General features: G+C 63.2%; 15 protein-coding genes and 1 pseudogene. 14 read left to right on the forward strand and 2 right to left on the reverse strand.

The features are described 5' to 3' along the window. Together ASC92_RS29155 and ASC92_RS28420 are read left to right on the forward strand one after the other, a co-directional pair. Positions 1-718: RHS repeat domain-containing protein (locus ASC92_RS29155; RefSeq protein ID WP_235505624.1), on the forward strand; the 718-nt coding region annotated here is incomplete at its 5' end. A 6-nt stretch (positions 719-724) separates the two neighbouring features. Further along, positions 725-1,060 (forward strand): hypothetical protein, encoded by a 336-nt coding sequence (locus tag ASC92_RS28420; protein ID WP_157608950.1) that lies wholly within the window; start codon positions 725-727, stop codon positions 1,058-1,060. An 86-nt stretch (positions 1,061-1,146) separates the two neighbouring features. Here the strand turns inward: ASC92_RS28420 and ASC92_RS28425 are convergent, their stop codons facing one another. Next, a complete protein-coding gene (locus ASC92_RS28425) occupies positions 1,147-1,503 on the reverse strand; it encodes a hypothetical protein (protein ID WP_157608951.1) in 357 nt (118 codons plus the stop codon). 424 nt (positions 1,504-1,927) lie between these two features. On the opposite strand from ASC92_RS28425, the pseudogene ASC92_RS28990 reads away from it, so the two are divergent. The 10 genes and pseudogenes from ASC92_RS28990 to ASC92_RS00040 form a co-directional block, all read left to right on the forward strand. Beyond that, positions 1,928-2,392: pseudogene (locus ASC92_RS28990) on the forward strand (RHS repeat-associated core domain-containing protein); the annotation flags it as partial. Between the two features lie 410 nt (positions 2,393-2,802). Further along, positions 2,803-3,210, forward strand: a complete 408-nt coding sequence (locus tag ASC92_RS28440) for a hypothetical protein (RefSeq protein WP_157608952.1) — start codon at positions 2,803-2,805, stop codon at positions 3,208-3,210. 384 nt (positions 3,211-3,594) lie between these two features. Beyond that, positions 3,595-4,005, forward strand: a complete 411-nt coding sequence (locus ASC92_RS28445) for a hypothetical protein (RefSeq protein ID WP_157608953.1) — start codon at positions 3,595-3,597, stop codon at positions 4,003-4,005. Between the two features lie 276 nt (positions 4,006-4,281). Further along, the gene (locus ASC92_RS00010; RefSeq protein ID WP_056508851.1) at positions 4,282-4,917 is read left to right on the forward strand and encodes a 2-hydroxychromene-2-carboxylate isomerase; all 636 of its coding nucleotides are present in this window, start codon (positions 4,282-4,284) and stop codon (positions 4,915-4,917) included. A 7-nt stretch (positions 4,918-4,924) separates the two neighbouring features. Further along, complete coding sequence (gene dapF / locus ASC92_RS00015; RefSeq protein WP_056508853.1) at positions 4,925-5,800, forward strand: diaminopimelate epimerase; 876 nt, start codon at positions 4,925-4,927, stop codon at positions 5,798-5,800. Further along, complete coding sequence (locus ASC92_RS00020) at positions 5,797-6,501, forward strand: DUF484 family protein (RefSeq protein ID WP_007838428.1); 705 nt, start codon at positions 5,797-5,799, stop codon at positions 6,499-6,501. Before dapF ends, ASC92_RS00020 begins: the two co-directional genes overlap by 4 nt. After that, a complete protein-coding gene (locus tag ASC92_RS00025; RefSeq protein ID WP_056508856.1) occupies positions 6,498-7,133 on the forward strand; it encodes a YdcF family protein in 636 nt (211 codons plus the stop codon). The genes ASC92_RS00020 and ASC92_RS00025 overlap by 4 nt, the downstream gene beginning before the upstream one ends. Then, positions 7,117-8,109 (forward strand): tyrosine recombinase XerC, encoded by a 993-nt coding sequence (locus tag ASC92_RS00030; RefSeq protein ID WP_056511675.1) that lies wholly within the window; start codon positions 7,117-7,119, stop codon positions 8,107-8,109. The genes ASC92_RS00025 and ASC92_RS00030 overlap by 17 nt, the downstream gene beginning before the upstream one ends. Before the next feature lie 18 nt (positions 8,110-8,127). Next, positions 8,128-9,348, forward strand: a complete 1,221-nt coding sequence (locus ASC92_RS00035) for a class I SAM-dependent rRNA methyltransferase (RefSeq protein ID WP_056508859.1) — start codon at positions 8,128-8,130, stop codon at positions 9,346-9,348. 109 nt (positions 9,349-9,457) lie between these two features. Next, entirely contained in the window at positions 9,458-10,507 is a 1,050-nt protein-coding gene (locus ASC92_RS00040) for a CobW family GTP-binding protein (protein WP_056508862.1), read from the forward strand. 50 nt (positions 10,508-10,557) lie between these two features. Here ASC92_RS00040 and ASC92_RS00045 read toward each other — a convergent pair whose 3' ends face one another. Continuing rightward, entirely contained in the window at positions 10,558-12,054 is a 1,497-nt protein-coding gene (locus tag ASC92_RS00045; protein ID WP_235505625.1) for a YdgA family protein, read from the reverse strand. A gap of 394 nt (positions 12,055-12,448) precedes the next feature. On the opposite strand from ASC92_RS00045, the gene dksA reads away from it, so the two are divergent. Both dksA and ASC92_RS00055 read left to right on the forward strand, forming a co-directional pair. Next, the gene (dksA, locus tag ASC92_RS29160; protein ID WP_235505626.1) at positions 12,449-13,423 is read left to right on the forward strand and encodes an RNA polymerase-binding protein DksA; all 975 of its coding nucleotides are present in this window, start codon (positions 12,449-12,451) and stop codon (positions 13,421-13,423) included. Positions 13,424-13,472: 49 nt separating this feature from the next. Beyond that, positions 13,473-15,146: an STAS domain-containing protein gene (locus tag ASC92_RS00055; protein WP_056508871.1), complete on the forward strand. Its 1,674-nt coding sequence runs from the start codon at positions 13,473-13,475 to the stop codon at positions 15,144-15,146. The last annotated feature ends 55 nt before the right edge of the window (positions 15,147-15,201 follow it).

The following is a 15,201-nucleotide window of genomic DNA, read 5'->3' on the forward strand; positions in this document are numbered from 1 at the left end:
GGAGGCCTTCGCGAAGGAAGAGATCGCGTTCTACCAGTGCGACCATTTGGGCACGCCGCAGGAGCTGACGGACCATGAGGGGCGCATTGCCTGGTCGGCCAGCTACAAGGCGTGGGGTGAAGCCAAGCAGGCGATCAGCGAGGCGGGCAGGAAGGCGGGGTTCAGGAATCCGATTCGGTTCCAGGGGCAGTATTGGGATGAGGAGACGGGGCTGCACTACAACCGGCATCGGTACTACGACCCGCAGAGCGGGAGGTTTGTCTCCAAAGATCCGATTGGACTTTGGGGTGGCATAAATTTGCATACATATGCTCCCAGCTCAATTGCGTGGATTGATCCGCTGGGATTAAGCGGATTTCAACCTAAGCCACTTAAAATCGGAAGTGTTTATAGAAGTGCCTCTGGAACCGCGGATAGCATGACTCCGCGCCCAGGTGTGGACGATGTTAGAAAAGGAAGTCGACCCCCAGGGCTCTCTGCCGCTACAAGTATTGAAGGATTGGATTCTGGAAAATACGTTGAAATAGACATCGCACACGCATGCTCTTGCGGGTTGGATGTAATACACGATAAGGCCGACGGACATGTCACTATAAGGCCGGCGAATGATCCAAATGATGAAAATCTCAAGTCTTGGGCGGCTACTCGCGGCACTGGAAAGCCAAATTCGTATACAGAAGGTCTGCTCGGCGGCATTCGATCAAAAGGCAAAAAGTAACCGCTTATGAAATATTTTCTAGAAAAATACCTCAAAGAGATAGAGGGTTATTTCTTGGAGGCAGGCGACGTGACAGGATCCAATTCTGGGGTGAATGATAACGGAAGAGTGTTTTATGGTTACGCAAGTTTCTACCCGCAGGAACTCGATTTGATAATCCAATTGAGCAAAAACAAAGGGGAAGACTATCTTGTTGTTGCAGAGATAATGAATAAAGAGGGGCGGGAGGATGAGGAGATTTTTAGTTTTTCGGGTGATGAATCTTTTTTAAAAAATGAATTAAATGCGCGCCGAGATGAGTTGATTTTCAGGCTTCTTTTGCGCTTCAGGCAAGCTCTTTGAAATTCAAGAATAAAATAAAATTTTCCCGGGCTTTGAGTGTCGCCTCTATAAAACGGTAGCAAGAGCGGAATGCAAAATAATGACTTTCAATTTAACGGAGGCGCAAGAGGAGAGATTTTTTTTCCTTCAGAAAAGAAAACTTGACGAGCTTCTTGGTAGCTCAAGATTTTCTTTTGAAATGATTCGCTTCCCAGATTCGTCACGTCTTCTTGGGGAAATAAAAAGGGTTGCGGATCTGAAGGATGGATTTGAGGTTCAAGAGATGTTTCAGCTCTTGAATCGTGTTGTTGAATTTGCGTCAGGTCAAGATAAGGGGTGCTTTTTGGTCCTTCCTGGCCTTTCGCCAAGAAGTGGATTTGTTTACACGCAATATCCAATAATAAAGGCGAAGCCGCAATGTCTGTTGCTGTTTCTTGAATTAATAAGAGACAGAGGAATTCCAATGGATTACGTTGCGCTGGTTCTGGATGACTTGAAGCACGGTATAGTTTTAGACGTTTATGCCGGAGATCCTAAAATTCACCAAACAGACAGGGAAATTTGCAAGATCACGTCCTGGTAGGACAGGAGATAGGGTCGCATTTGCAGGCGACCACTCTGTTCGACTGGGGTGTAGACGCGCTGGCCTTCGAGAGCACGCAGAGCACCGAGGGGCAGCAGGAGTGGGCSTGGCGCGGCGACAGCGTGCACTACATCCACGAGCCCGGCTCGTTCGTGACATCCACGAGCCCGGCTCGTTCGTGCCGCTGTTGCAGATCCGGCAGGCYCATGCTGTCGAACTGAGCGAGACGACGGACGTGAAGGCGCTGATGGCCGGCAACGGCGGGCGCTACGACATCGAGCAGGACCCGCTATGGAACGGGCAGNCATGCTGTCGAACTGAGCGAGACGACGGACGTGAAGGCGCTGATGGCCGGCAACGGCGGGCGCTACGACATCGAGCAGGACCCGCTATGGAACGGGCAGCAGCAGAGAACGCCGGAGGCCTTCGCGAAGGAGGAGATCGCGTTTTACCAGTGCGACCATTTGGGCACGCCGCAGGAACTGACGGACCATGAGGGGCGCATTGCCTGGTCGGCGAGCTACAAGGCGTGGGGTGAAGCCAAGCAGGCGATCAGCGAGGCGGGCAGGAAAGCGGGGTTCAGGAATCCGGTTCGGTTCCAGGGGCAGTATTGGGATGAAGAGACTGGGTTGCACTACAACCGGTATCGGTACTACGACCCGCAGAGCGGACGGTTCGTCTCGAGCGATCCAATCGGGTTGCTTGGAGGTCACAACACACATGTATATGCGATCAATACAACGGAATGGGTTGATCCACTCGGATTAAGCGGGAATTCGGCGCAAAGACGCCAACAGAGACGTGCATCTGCGGGTAAAAAATGTTGCACCCCCTGTCCAGAATCCGGCCATTTGTATCGCGGAGTTGCTGCAAATCATCCAGCCTTGGCCGATGCAAAAAAAGGTATCGCTACTCCTGCTCTTTCTTCCGGAGGCGCATCAGTTGCCCAGCACAATGAAGGTGGATATTCTGGAGAAAGTCAATACACCTCCTGGTCTCGTGATAAGGAGATTGCTCGGTATCACGCAAATAAAGATGGGCCCGGCGGCGTCCTAATGAGCGCCCCACTAGGAGCCCCCAAAGCTGGGGATTGCTGGTCGTGGGAATTTTCTGACGATGCCTGGGGAGAGTCCGAAGTCCTACTTAAGGGCCGTCGTTCCGGTCTTGGAGTTCACAAACCATGATTCACTTGCTTGAGCTTAAAGAGTTTTTTCTAAATCAACCGAAAGAAGAGTGGGGTGCCATTTTCTTGGAAGTTGATGAAAATTCAAATGCGCTAGCGAATTTTTCTCGCAAAGCAACCGCCCTTTCATTGAAAAATGAGTTTTCAATTAAAAAAATTAGCACGGCGCGCGCAAAAATCCAAGCCGTGGGACTAGATGATCTAATTAAGCGACTTGAGGAAATTGATAAGGAAAGTGTTTTGGATGTTCAAGAAATTCGGACGCCAGCGTGGGTTGGATTTTGCGTCTCCGAAGAAAATCAGAAGATAATAGGCTGCACTTTTGTTAAAAACGTAAGGAGCGGAAAAAAAACACCGCCAAATTGGGATGGAACTATTGAAGAGTTGAATAAATTCAATTCTTAACTCGATGCATCAACGCCCAGATGCCGAAATCGCCGCCAAGCGTTAAATGGCGCCAGAGATCTAGCAGAAATTCCTCGCTCACAGCAAGCCGCCGGTTAATGGAGGTTTGGAAACGATCCAACGAAGTGTGGTGGAAAATTACTTTGGAATAAAGCAAAGGGAAGCAATCCGAAGAACTACGATTTCAGAAATCAAAGATATCAAATTCCGGAGCCAAAGTATTTATTTACAGCCTCTACTGGGAGTAAAACACAAAGGATTTAATCATCTTCAAATTAATTTGAATACATTCTTGCGGCGCAAGAATTATTATATTTAGATTTCACGCATCTCGAGCAGCGACAATTTTCAGCTTGCTGCACTTATCAAAAATCAGGGAATTCAATGCAACGACTCATATTGACGATATTGCTCTTGGCAACTAATGCCAGTTTTGCTGGAGAGGCCGCATCCAGGGAAATTAATCTCGGCAAACTACACCAAAGATATGTAAAGGCAGGTTATTCGACCATGGATCTGCCAGAATTCAATAAGAGGGTCGCATTTTCCGGCGTAGTGATCGGCGGACCGACCAACAGCTTCAAAAGAGGGCCAGATAGCGCGAATGGCGGTATTTTGCTCAAAGTGGGCGTTGCCGGGTCGGAAAACGAACTGGCTCGTATGGTTGCCCGCGATGCCGCTACCGCAGAAAAAATGGCGGCCCTGCCATCGGGTACTGCATTCAAAGCTACGTGCACCGTTGCGTTCGCATCGGGCACGGGCTATATCCCTTTGCAAGACTGCGTTTTCCCCTAGGCATGAATTAAACAATCGTCATCTCAAGTCCAGGGACGGTGGCGCCTTAGCGCAGGCTGCCCGCTTACGCTACACCGAAGCCGGTGATTCCGCCACCACCCTGTTCCGCTGGGAGGGCGACACACCGGCGTTCGAGAGCACGCAGAGCACCGAGGCTCGGCAGGAGTCACAGGCTCTGGCACGGCGACAGCCCGCACTACATCCAGCGCCCCGACCCCAAGGAGAAAAGGGTAGAGCGCGCGACGGCACCGCCCATGCGCTGCAGATAATCGAAACATGATCGCGCTCGACTGCTACTACAGCCTCTCCTCCCCCTGGGCCTACCTCGGCGGCCCGCAACTGCAGGACATCGTGCGCCGCCACCACGTGCGGCTCACGCTCAAGCCTTACGACTTCCAGGCCGTGGTGCCGCAGACCGGCGGCATTCCGCTGAAGACCCGGCCGGAGCCGCGCCGCACGTATCACGCGCTCGAGCTGGCGCGCTGGAGCGACTACCTCGGCATGCCGCTGAACCTGGCGCCCGCACACTACCCCAAGGGCGCGCCGAGCGACCCGAACTGGAACAAGTACCCGGGCTGGATGGTGATTGCCGCGCAGCTGCAGGGGCTCGACGCGCAGCCGCTGTCGCACGCGCTGCTGCGTGCGCTGTGGGCCGAGGAGCGCGACACCTCGCAGGCGGAAGTGCGCATCGCGGTGGCCGACGAAAGCGGCTATGACGGCGCCTCGCTGCAGGCGCTGGAGCAGGCGGCCGAGACGCTGGCGGCCTATCGTGCCAACAGCGCGGCGGCGGTGGAGGCGGGCGTGTTTGGCGCACCGACCTTCATCCTGAACGGGGAGCGCTTCTGGGGGCAGGACCGGCTGGCGTTTCTCGATCGGGCATTGGACAAGCTGCGCCAAGCCAGCGGCGGATAATCCGAGGATGCGAATCCGCTTTACCAAAATGCAGGGAGCCGGCAACGATTTCGTCGTGCTGGACGAAACGCGCGGCACGCTGGGCCTCAGCGCCGCGCAGTACCGATTCCTGGCCGACCGCCACTTCGGCGTCGGCGCCGACCAGATCCTCACCGTGCGGCCCTCGCCCGCGGAAGGCATCGACTTCCAATACGTCATTCACAACGCCGACGGCGGCGAAGTGGAGCAGTGCGGCAATGGCGCGCGCTGCTTCATGCGCTTCGTCAGCGAACACAAGCTGACCGAGAAGACCGAAGTGCGCGTGCAGACGCTGGCCGGCGTCATCGAGCCGCGCATGGGCGCGGACGGCCGCGTGACGGTCGACATGGGTGCCCCCGTCTTCGAACTCGAACGCGTTCCCTTCGACACTGCCGGGCTCGACCCGCTGCATGACGGTGCATGGCACAAGTGGCATCTTGCGCTCGGCACGCGTGCGGGCAGCGCTATCGTTTCGGTAGCGGTGCTGTCGATGGGCAATCCTCATGCGGTGCAGGTGGTCGACAACGTCGATACGGCCCCGGTGGCCGAGCAGGGGCCGCAGATCGAGCACCATCCGCGCTTTCCGCAGCGGGTGAATGCGGGCTTCATGCAGGTGGTTGACCGCTCCAACATCAAGCTGCGGGTGTTCGAGCGCGGCGCCGGCGAAACGCTGGCCTGCGGCACGGGCGCCTGCGCGGCGGTGGTGGCGGGCATCCGCCTCGGGCTGCTGGAGCGCCGGGTCGACGTGCAGACGCACGGCGGCATCCTCACGATCGAGTGGCAGGGAGAAGGCCAGCCGGTGCTGATGACCGGGCCGGCCACCACGGTCTTCGAAGGCGATATCGAGGTGCCTGAGCTGCCATGACCCACTTCACGAACAACAACGACGCCAAAAACGCCATGAATCCGATCACCGAAGACGACATCGCGAACTACCTGGCGAACACGCCCGACTTCTTCGAGCGCCATGCCCAGCTGCTGGCGCAGGTGCAGCTCACCAGCCCGCACGGCAACCGCGCCGTGAGCCTGCAGGAGCGCCAGGCGGAGATGCTGCGCGAGAAGATCAAGGCGCTGGAGCACCGCCTGATGGACATGGTGCGCCACGGCACCGAGAACGTGGTCATCGCCGACCGCCTGCAGCGCTGGACCAAGGGCCTGCTGACCACGCGCGATCCGCGCAGCCTGCCGTACAGCATCGCGGTCGACCTGCAGTCGCTGTTCCTGGTGCCGCAGACGGCCATCAAGGTGTGGGATTGCGGCAGCGAATACCTCAACGAGGCCTATGCCCAGTGGGTGAGCGACGACGTGAAGGCGCTGGCCACTTCGCTGACTTCGCCATACTGCGGGCTCAATTCGGGCTTCGAGGCGGCCAACTGGCTGCCCGAGCCGCAGGCGGCGATGTCGATTGCGCTGATTCCGCTGCGCCCCGACGCTGAATCGCCGGCCTTCGGCCTGCTGGTGCTGGCGTCGCCCGACGCGCAGCGCTTCAACGCCGAGATGGGCACCGACTTTCTCGAGCGCATCGCCGAGCTGGCGTCGGGCGGGCTTTCGCGGCTGCGTCCTTGAAACGCCCGCGCTGGTTGCGGCGGCCCTGGCAGGTCGCGCTGGCCGGCGCGCTGCTGGCCGTGGCGCTGGCGTATGCGGCCATCGGAGCGTTCATCTGGTCGCATGCCGAAGAGCTGCTGGCGCATCCGCCGCAGCGGCCGGCCGACGCGGCACTGGTGCTCGGCAGCCGCGCCTATCTCGACGGGAAGCCGCACCCGTGCCTCACCGGCCGGGTCGATACGGCATTGGCGATGGCGCATGACGGCGTGGTCAGGCAGCTGGTTTTTTCGGGCGGCGTCGATTCCGAAGACGGCCGCACGGAGGCCACGGCGATGCAGGAGCACGCCGTGGCGGCGGGCTTTGCCGGGCCGATATTGCTGGAGCCGGCGTCGACTTCCACGCGGCTGAATCTTTCGCTGTCGCGCCCGCTGCTGCTGGCGGCCGGCGTGCGCAGCGTGGTGATCGTGTCGGAGCCGTATCACCTGTGGCGCGTCGAGCGGCTCGTGAAGATGAGCGGTTTCGACCAGAGCTTCGACGTGCAGTACGCGGCGGCGCCCACGTCGTGCTGGCGGGCGCTCGGACCGTTCTCCAAGGGCGCATTGCGCGAGCCGGCGGCCATCATCAACAATGCCGGCCATGGCTACCTCTTCTGAGCCGGTCGCTGCATCCACTCCGCCGGACTGGATCGAGAAATACCTGGAGCACGTGCGCGTCGAGCGCCGGCTCGCGGCGCGCACGGTCGAGCTCTATGCCTTTCACCTGCAGGCCCTGCGCGACCACGCAGCAGAGGCGAGGCTGCCGCTGGACCGCGTGCAGACGGCCCACATCCGGCGCTGGATGGCGCAATTGCACAGCGCGGGGCGCGAACCGCGCGGCATTGCGCTGGTGCTGTCTTGCTGGCGCAGCTTTTACCGCTGGCTGGGCAACGAAGGGCTGATCGGCTTCAACCCCGTGCAGGACGTGCACGCGCCCAAGGCCGGCCGGCCGCTGCCCAAGGCCCTGGGCGTGGACGATGCGGTGCGCCTCGCCGAGTTGTACGACCCCGAGGCCGATCCGTGGACCGAGGCGCGCGACGGCGCCATCGTCGAGGTGCTCTACGGCTGCGGCCTGCGCGTGAGCGAGCTCACGGGGCTCGACGCACAGGCGAGCGGCACGGCGCGCGGCTGGCTCGACCTCGACGCGGGCGAGGCCAGCGTGCTCGGCAAGGGCAGCAAGCGCCGCATCGTGCCGATGGGCGGCAAGGCGGCCGAGGCGGTGCGCGACTGGCTCGCGGTGCGCGGCGACTGTGCCGCGCTGACCACCGCCCGGCTGCGCGACCCGCAGGCGGCCGCCGCGCTCTTCATCGGCGCCAAGGGCCTGCGGATGTCGTCGCAGGCGGTGTGGAAGCTGCTGCGCGAGCGCAGCCTCAAGGCGGGCCTTGCGGCGCCGGTGCACCCGCACATGCTGCGCCACTCCTTCGCCAGCCACGTGCTGCAATCGAGCAGCGACCTGCGCGCGGTGCAGGAGCTGCTGGGCCACGCCAACATCGCGACCACGCAGGTCTATACACGGCTGGATTTCCAGCACCTGGCCAAGGCCTACGACGCGGCACATCCGCGCGCCAAGGCCAGGCCCGAGAACGACAAATAAGTAAGCAAGCGACGAACAATGAAAACCCTTCGCCTCAAACCCGGCAAAGAGCGCTCGATGCAGCGCCGCCATCCCTGGGTGTTCGAATCCGCCATCGCGCGCGGCGGCGCCGACTCCGGCGAGACGGTGCGCGTGGAGTCGCACGACGGCGCCTTCCTCGCCTGGGCGGCGTTCAGCCCGGTCTCCAAGATCCGCGCGCGGGCCTGGAGCTTCGTCGAAACGCAGCGCATCGACGCCGCGTTCTTCGCCGCGGTGTGCGACCGCGCCGTGAATGCCCGCGGCCTGTTCGATCTGCAGAGCGACGGCGTGCGGCTGATTCATGGCGAGGCCGATGGCCTGCCGGGGCTGATCGTCGACCGTTACGGCGACACGCTGGTGGCGCAGTTTCTTTCGGCCGGCGTCGAGCGCTGGAAGGACGTGCTGGCCGATGCGCTGCTCAAGGCCACGGGCCTGAGCAAGCTCTACGAACGCTCCGACGCCAGCGGCCGCGAGCGCGAAGGCCTGAAGCCCGTCACTGGCTGGCTGCGCGGCGAGGGCGCCACCGAAATCACGATCCGCGAGCATGGCTGGAAGCTGTCGCTCGACATCGCCACCGGCCACAAGACCGGCTTCTACCTCGACCAGCGCGACAGCCGCCAGCGCTTTGCCGAGCTGGCGCAGCATCGGCGCTTCCGGCGCGTGCTGAACTGCTTCTGCTACACGGGCGGGTTCACCGTTGCGGCGCTGGCGGGGCTGAAGGCCGCGGGCGCGCTCGAAGGCGCGGAGCTGGTGTCGGTCGATTCGTCGCAGCCCGCGCTCGACCGCGCACGCGGCCACCTGGCGCTCAATGGCTTCGCGGAAGAGGGCTCCGGCATCAAGACCGAGTTTCTCGACGCCAATGTCAACACCGTGCTGCGCGAGTTCATCGAACAGGGACGCACCTTCGACGCCATCGTGCTCGACCCGCCCAAGTTCGCGCCCACGGTGGCGCACGCCGAGCGCGCCGCGCGGGCCTACAAGGACATCAACCGCCTGGCGCTCAAGCTGCTGGAGCCGGGCGGCGTGCTGCTGACTTTCTCGTGCTCGGGCGGCATCAGCGCCGACCTGTTCCACAAGATCGTGGCCTCGGCGGGGCTCGACGCGGGCGTGGACGGCTACATCGCCGAGCGCCTGGGCGCAGCGCCAGACCATCCGATGACCATCGAATTCCCGGAAGGGGAGTACCTGAAGGGCCTTGTGGTGGTCCGAAAGCCAGCCTGAAGCCGACTTGACCCTGCCACCAACGCAACTCAGTGGCATTGGCTAAACTGCCGGGCCGCGCCTTTTTCCGCCCCTTTTTCCTGTTTTCCGCTTCCGGAGCACTCCCTTCATGGCCCTCATTCCCGCGACCATCCTTACCGGCTTTCTCGGCTCGGGCAAGACCACGCTGCTCAAACGCATCCTGACCGAAGCCCACGGCCAGAAGATCGCGGTCATCGAGAACGAGTTCGGCGAAGAGAACATCGACAGCGACATCCTCGTGACCGAGTCGAAGGAACAGATCGTGCAGATGAGCAACGGCTGCGTCTGCTGCACCATCCGCGAAGACCTGCGCGAAGCGCTGCAGATGCTGGCCGCCAAGAAGCGCCAGGGCCTGCTCGATTTCGACCGCGTGGTGATCGAGACCACCGGCCTGGCCGACCCCGGCCCCGTGGCGCAGACCTTCTTCATGGACGACGAGATCGCCGAGAGCTACCTGCTCGACTCGATCCTCACGCTGGTGGATGCCAAGCACGCGCCCCAGCAGCTCAACGACCGCCAGGAAGCGCGCCGCCAAGTGGGTTTTGCCGACCAGATCTTCATCAGCAAGAGCGAGCTGGTGTCGGCCGAGGAGACCGATGCGCTCATTCACCGCCTGAAGCACATGAACCCGCGCGCGCCGCAGCAGAAGGCGCACTTCGGCGACGTGCCGCTGAAGGACATCTTCGACCTGCGCGGCTTCAACCTGAACGCCAAGCTGGACATCGACCCCGACTTCCTCAAGGAGGAAGACGATCACCACGACCATGACCACGCGCATGGCGAGGCATGCGACCACCCCTCGCACAAGAACGAAGGCCACGGCCACCACCATCACACCGACGACGACGTGAAGAGCTTCGTCTACAAGGCCGACCGCGCCTTCGACCCGGCCAAGCTCGAAGACTTCCTGGGCGCGATCGTCAACATCTACGGCCCGCGCATGCTGCGCTACAAGGGCGTGCTGAACATGAAGGGCACCGAGCGCAAGGTGATCTTCCAGGGCGTGCACCAGCTGATGGGCAGCGATCTGGGCCCCGAGTGGGGCAAGGACGAGGCGCGCCAGAGCCGCATGGTGTTCATCGGCATCGAGCTGCCGCGCGAGATTTTGGAGCAGGGCCTGGAGCAGTGCCTGGTCTGAGACCCTGAATCGCTCCTTCCCCCGCCTGGGAGAAGGAGAAACACCGCGGCTTACTGGCCTGCGTTGCCCATCGCGCCAAGCGGCTTGCCGTTGACCTTCAGGTTGCCCTCGCTGAACTCGACCTCACCGGTCACGTCGTCGCCGTCGCGCTTCACGAAACCCATGGTCTCGCCTTGCTCGACCAGGCCCGCCACCATTTCGGGCGGGGGCGTCTGGCCGCTCTCGGCGCCGGTTTCGGCCAGCTTCTCCAGCCACTTCATGGGCAGGCGCGCATGGGCCTTGAGCGCGCCGCGCTTCATCATCAGCGCGGTGCCCGGCAGTTGCAGGTCTTCGTCCGTCACGCCGGCCATGCTGACCGTGTAGCCGAGTTCGCCGCGCTTGCCGTCGATCTCGACCAGCATCTTGTCGAGGCCGGCTTCGGGGGCGTACTTGGCCATGGCCTTGAGGTCGGGAGCCAATTGCTCGGCCAGCGCCTGCATCGCGGCCTGGGAGGCCTTGCTGCCACCCTTGCCGCAGCCGTTGACGGCGGCGGACTGCATCCAGGCGTCGGCCAGCTTCTTGTAGCCGGCGGCGTGGATGCGGCGCGCGCTGCTGGTCAGCTCGAACTTGTCGATCTTCGTCTCGCCGATCTTGCCGGCGCCCTTGAGGGTGCCGCTCGACGCGTAGAGGCCGTCCTTGATGCTCGCGTCGGCCAGCAGGTCGATGCCCTGGAGCACGACGGTCGGCAGCGCCTTCGGTGTTTCGGCCGCAGCCGCACCGTCAGCGGCTGCCTTCTTCTTGATGGCGAACTCGAAGGTGTCGAGCCGGCCTTCGCTCTTGCCGGTGGCCAGGAACCAGCCGGCGCTGCTGTCCATGTCGGCCTTGGCGGTGAGCTTGCCCATCTTCATGGTGACGCCGCTGCGCGCGTCGCTGAAGTCCAGGCCGGGCACGGTCAGGTCGTAGTGTGCCTGGGTGCGTGCGGCGTTCACTTCCACGCGGGCCTGCGCGCCTTGCCATTCGAGCCGGCCCTTGCCTTCTTCGGCCAGCTTGGCCGGCGCGATGGCCAGGTCGGCCGTGAAGGCGCCGCTGAAGGCGACCTTGGTGTGCGCGCTCAGGGGCTTGGCCTTGCCGAAGAACTTCTCGGCATCGGCCTGCGCCTTGGCATCGAGCACCAGCTCGCTGTCGATGGTGGCTGCTGCCAGCGTGCCGCCGGCCAGCGGGCCGTGGTGGATGGTGTCGCGGATGGTGAGGCGCAATTGCTTCGGCGGCTTGATGCCGGCGTCTTCCTCGTCGTCTTCCTCCGCTTCCTCGCCCTCGGCGGGCTTGCTGGCGACCGCTGCGGCGGCATCGGGCGCACAGCCGATTTCCAGCGTCACGGTGCTGACGGCGCCGAGGAACCCGCGTTCGTACTTGCGCTCGGCCACGCGCACCAGCGCGGTCTGCTTGGGCAGCTCGTCGAAGGCGATGTCGTAGCGCGACTTGATCTGCGAACCGGCCCACCAGGTGCTGCCGCCGTAGGCAACGGCGATGGCCGCGGCCAGGACTCCCAAAACTGCTTTCTTGCTCAAGGCTTGCTTTCTTTTTGCGAATGATCGGATAGGCCCCGCCGCCATATGGGCAAACACATGGACGAAGGCTCTGGCCCGCGCCGCCCCCTCAGGCAACGCCGGGCGATGCTAACGGAGTTGGCCGGCACGTCAGGACATCGCCCGCGCCTGCGAGTTCTCTATACAATCGCGCGCCTGTTCCGGCAGCCATGTCCAGTTCCCATGGGCAAGATGTGGCTTCCGGCACGGGGCGCCATACGTTACTGGTGGGCTTTCGGGGGTATAACCCCGGGGTTCGCCACTGGCGAGCACCCCGACAACGGGGAGCCTGCGTGGCCTGAAAGCTGCAAGGGGCTCCCATGGGAGGAGACACCCAGTGAAAGCGCGTTCCAGTTCGTCCAAGGAGCCAGTCACCGTGAAGAAACCCGCCGCCAAGGCCACGCCAGCACCCAAGCCCGCCGCAAAGAAGGCGCCGGCTGCGAAGCAGGCTGTACCTGCGGTCAGGAAGGTTTCTGCCACCGCACATGGCCCTGTCGCGAAGGAGAAAAGCGCGCCGTCCAAAAAGCCCGCAGCACCACCGGCCAAGGCCGCGACCGCTGCGACCAAGAAGTCCGCCAAGCCTGCAACTGCCGCCACCCGGACCGCAGGCGCGGGCTCATCGTCATCCAAACCCGTCGGCCGCCCTGCTGCCGTTCCTTCTGCCCCCCGGATCCCCATGAAAAAAACGGCTGCCGCCTCCACTTCCGCCCCGGCGACACCCTCGATGCCCGCTCAAACCGCCACGCCCGCACCCGCCGCGCGTGGTGGCCGTGTGTCCCGGCTGTCGCAACTGACCGTGCCCTCGATGCCGCAATCCGTGGCATCGACCGCTGCCAAGTCCAGCTTCTCGCAGGCGCCTTCCACCGCGCTGGTGCCGCCGCCGCCCCTGGCCGTGAAGAAAGATCCGAAGCTGGCCAACAACTGGAAGACCAAGACGCCCGCCGAGCTGAGCGATGCCGAAGTCATCGCCATGCCCGACGACGAGTACATGAACGACAAGCAGATGGCGTTCTTCCGCCTGAAGCTCGAGGAACTCAAGCGCGGCATCCTCGAGAACGCCGGCGAGACCACCGAGCACCTGCGTGAAGACACGGTGGTCGTGCCCGATCCGGCCGACCGCGCCACCATCGAGGAAGAACACGCCCTCGAGCTGCGCACCCGCGACCGCGAACGCAAGCTGCTGAAGAAGATCGAGCAGTCGATCCAGCGCATCGACGCCGGCGACTACGGCTACTGCGACGAAACCGGCGAACCCATCGGTGTCGGCCGCCTGCTGGCCCGCCCAACGGCCACGCTGTCGCTCGAAGCGCAGCAGCGCCGCGAGCTCAAGCAGAAGATGTTCGGGGATTGACACAGGGTCAAGGTAGATAGAAACCAGCGTCTTCGATAGCCTTCGCCGAATGCCAAAGGAAGAATCGGGCCGCCTTTTTTCAAAGGTGGCCAAGTTTGTCCGCAATCCCCTGAAGGATTGGTCGGAGCTGGATGCCCCTGCCGCCGCCTCGACCTCGGACTCCTCGCTGCCCGCGCAGACCTACAGCCGCGAGATGCTGAAGGAGATGATCGAGCGGCGCCAGCGCAACGATTTCGTGCGCCGGCGCGAGTTCGACATGCTGCGCAAGCTGCGCCAGCGCGAGGCCGCGGCCCATGCCTTCGAGGCGACGGTCACGCCGTCCTCGTTCAACCTCAACAGCTCCTCCGAGGGATCGGAGGGCCGCGCGCTCACGCTCAAGAAGATCGACGAGATCGAGCAGCAGATGTCGCAGCAGTGGTGGAAAGGGCGGGGTCCGAACGGCGAAACGCTGGTCAACCCGCCGCCCGACGCCGGCGCCGAGACGCTGCCGCCGGTGCACACCGACGAGCTGCTGGCCGAGCCTGCCGTGCTGTTGCCCGTTCCGGCGGCCGCTGAGGCCGGTGGCAGCCCGGACGCGGCCGCCGGCGGCGTGCCGCTGATGTCGTCGCGCCTCGCGCACGACGGCGCGCTCGAAGAGGCGGTGATCCGCTTCGCGCACGGCGACGACACCGGCGCTGAAGCCATCCTGCTGCAGGCCCTGGCCTCCGAGAGCGCGCCGGCCACCGAGGACGGCCACGACAACGCCGCCGCCGAACGCGACGACAGCCGCTGGCGCGCCCTGTTCGATCTGTACCGTGCAACTGGCGATGCCGCCAAGTTCGCGGCCGCCCGCATGCGCTACGCGCAACGCATGCGGCGCATGGGCCCCGACTGGGTGTCGCTCGAAGAACTGGCCCGCAGCGTCAAGGCCGTGACCGCCAGCGAAGAGGCCGCCGAGGCGGCTGCCGAAGGCGGTGCCGCCCATGCCGATTGGACCTGCCCCGCGCGCCTGGCGCGCGAAGGCCTCATGGAACTCACCCGTGCGCTGTCGAAGGCGGGCGCGGTGTGGACGCTCGACTGGCGCGGGCTGCACGCCATCGAGCCCGAGGCGGCCGCGCCGCTGCGCGTGCTGTTCGCGCACTGGGCCGATTCGCCGGTCCAACTGCGCTTCATGGGCACGGCGCAACTGCTGGCCGTGCTGTCCGAGGCTGCGCCCAACAACGAGCGCGGCACCGACGACGTCTGGTGGCAATTGCACCTCGCGGCGCTGCGCATGATGCACCTGCCCGACGACTTCGAGCTGGTCGCGCTCAACTACTGCATCACCTATGAGGTGTCGCCACCCGCCTGGCAGGACCCGTGCGGCGAATGCACCACGCTGGCCGCGCCGCCCGCGAGTCGGTCCAACTCGGTCTGGTCGCTGCTGTCGGTCGGTGGCGATTCCGAGAGCTTCCCGTCCACCGAAAGCGGTTTTGCCGCGCTGGCGGGTGACCTGCGGGGCGAGTCGCTGTCGAACTGGCAACGGCTGGACAATGACCTGCGCCACACCACGGCGCCCGTCATTTCCTGTGCGGCGCTGCTGCGCATGGACCTGGCCGCCGCCGGCACGCTGCTGAGCTGGGTGCGTGCGCGCGATGCCAACGGCGAGCGCGTGCAGTTCGTCGACGCGCATCGCTTGATAGCCGCCTTGTTCAACCTGGTAGGCATTGCCGATCACGCCACGGTGGCGGTTAGAAAAAACTAAACCCGCGCCGCCTCTCGGCGGTTGCATTGCCGCCGCGCACCCCCAGATGGCTGCG

It is taken from the genome of Variovorax sp. Root411 (genome assembly GCF_001425205.1).
Taxonomy (GTDB): Bacteria; Pseudomonadota; Gammaproteobacteria; order Burkholderiales; family Burkholderiaceae_C; genus Variovorax.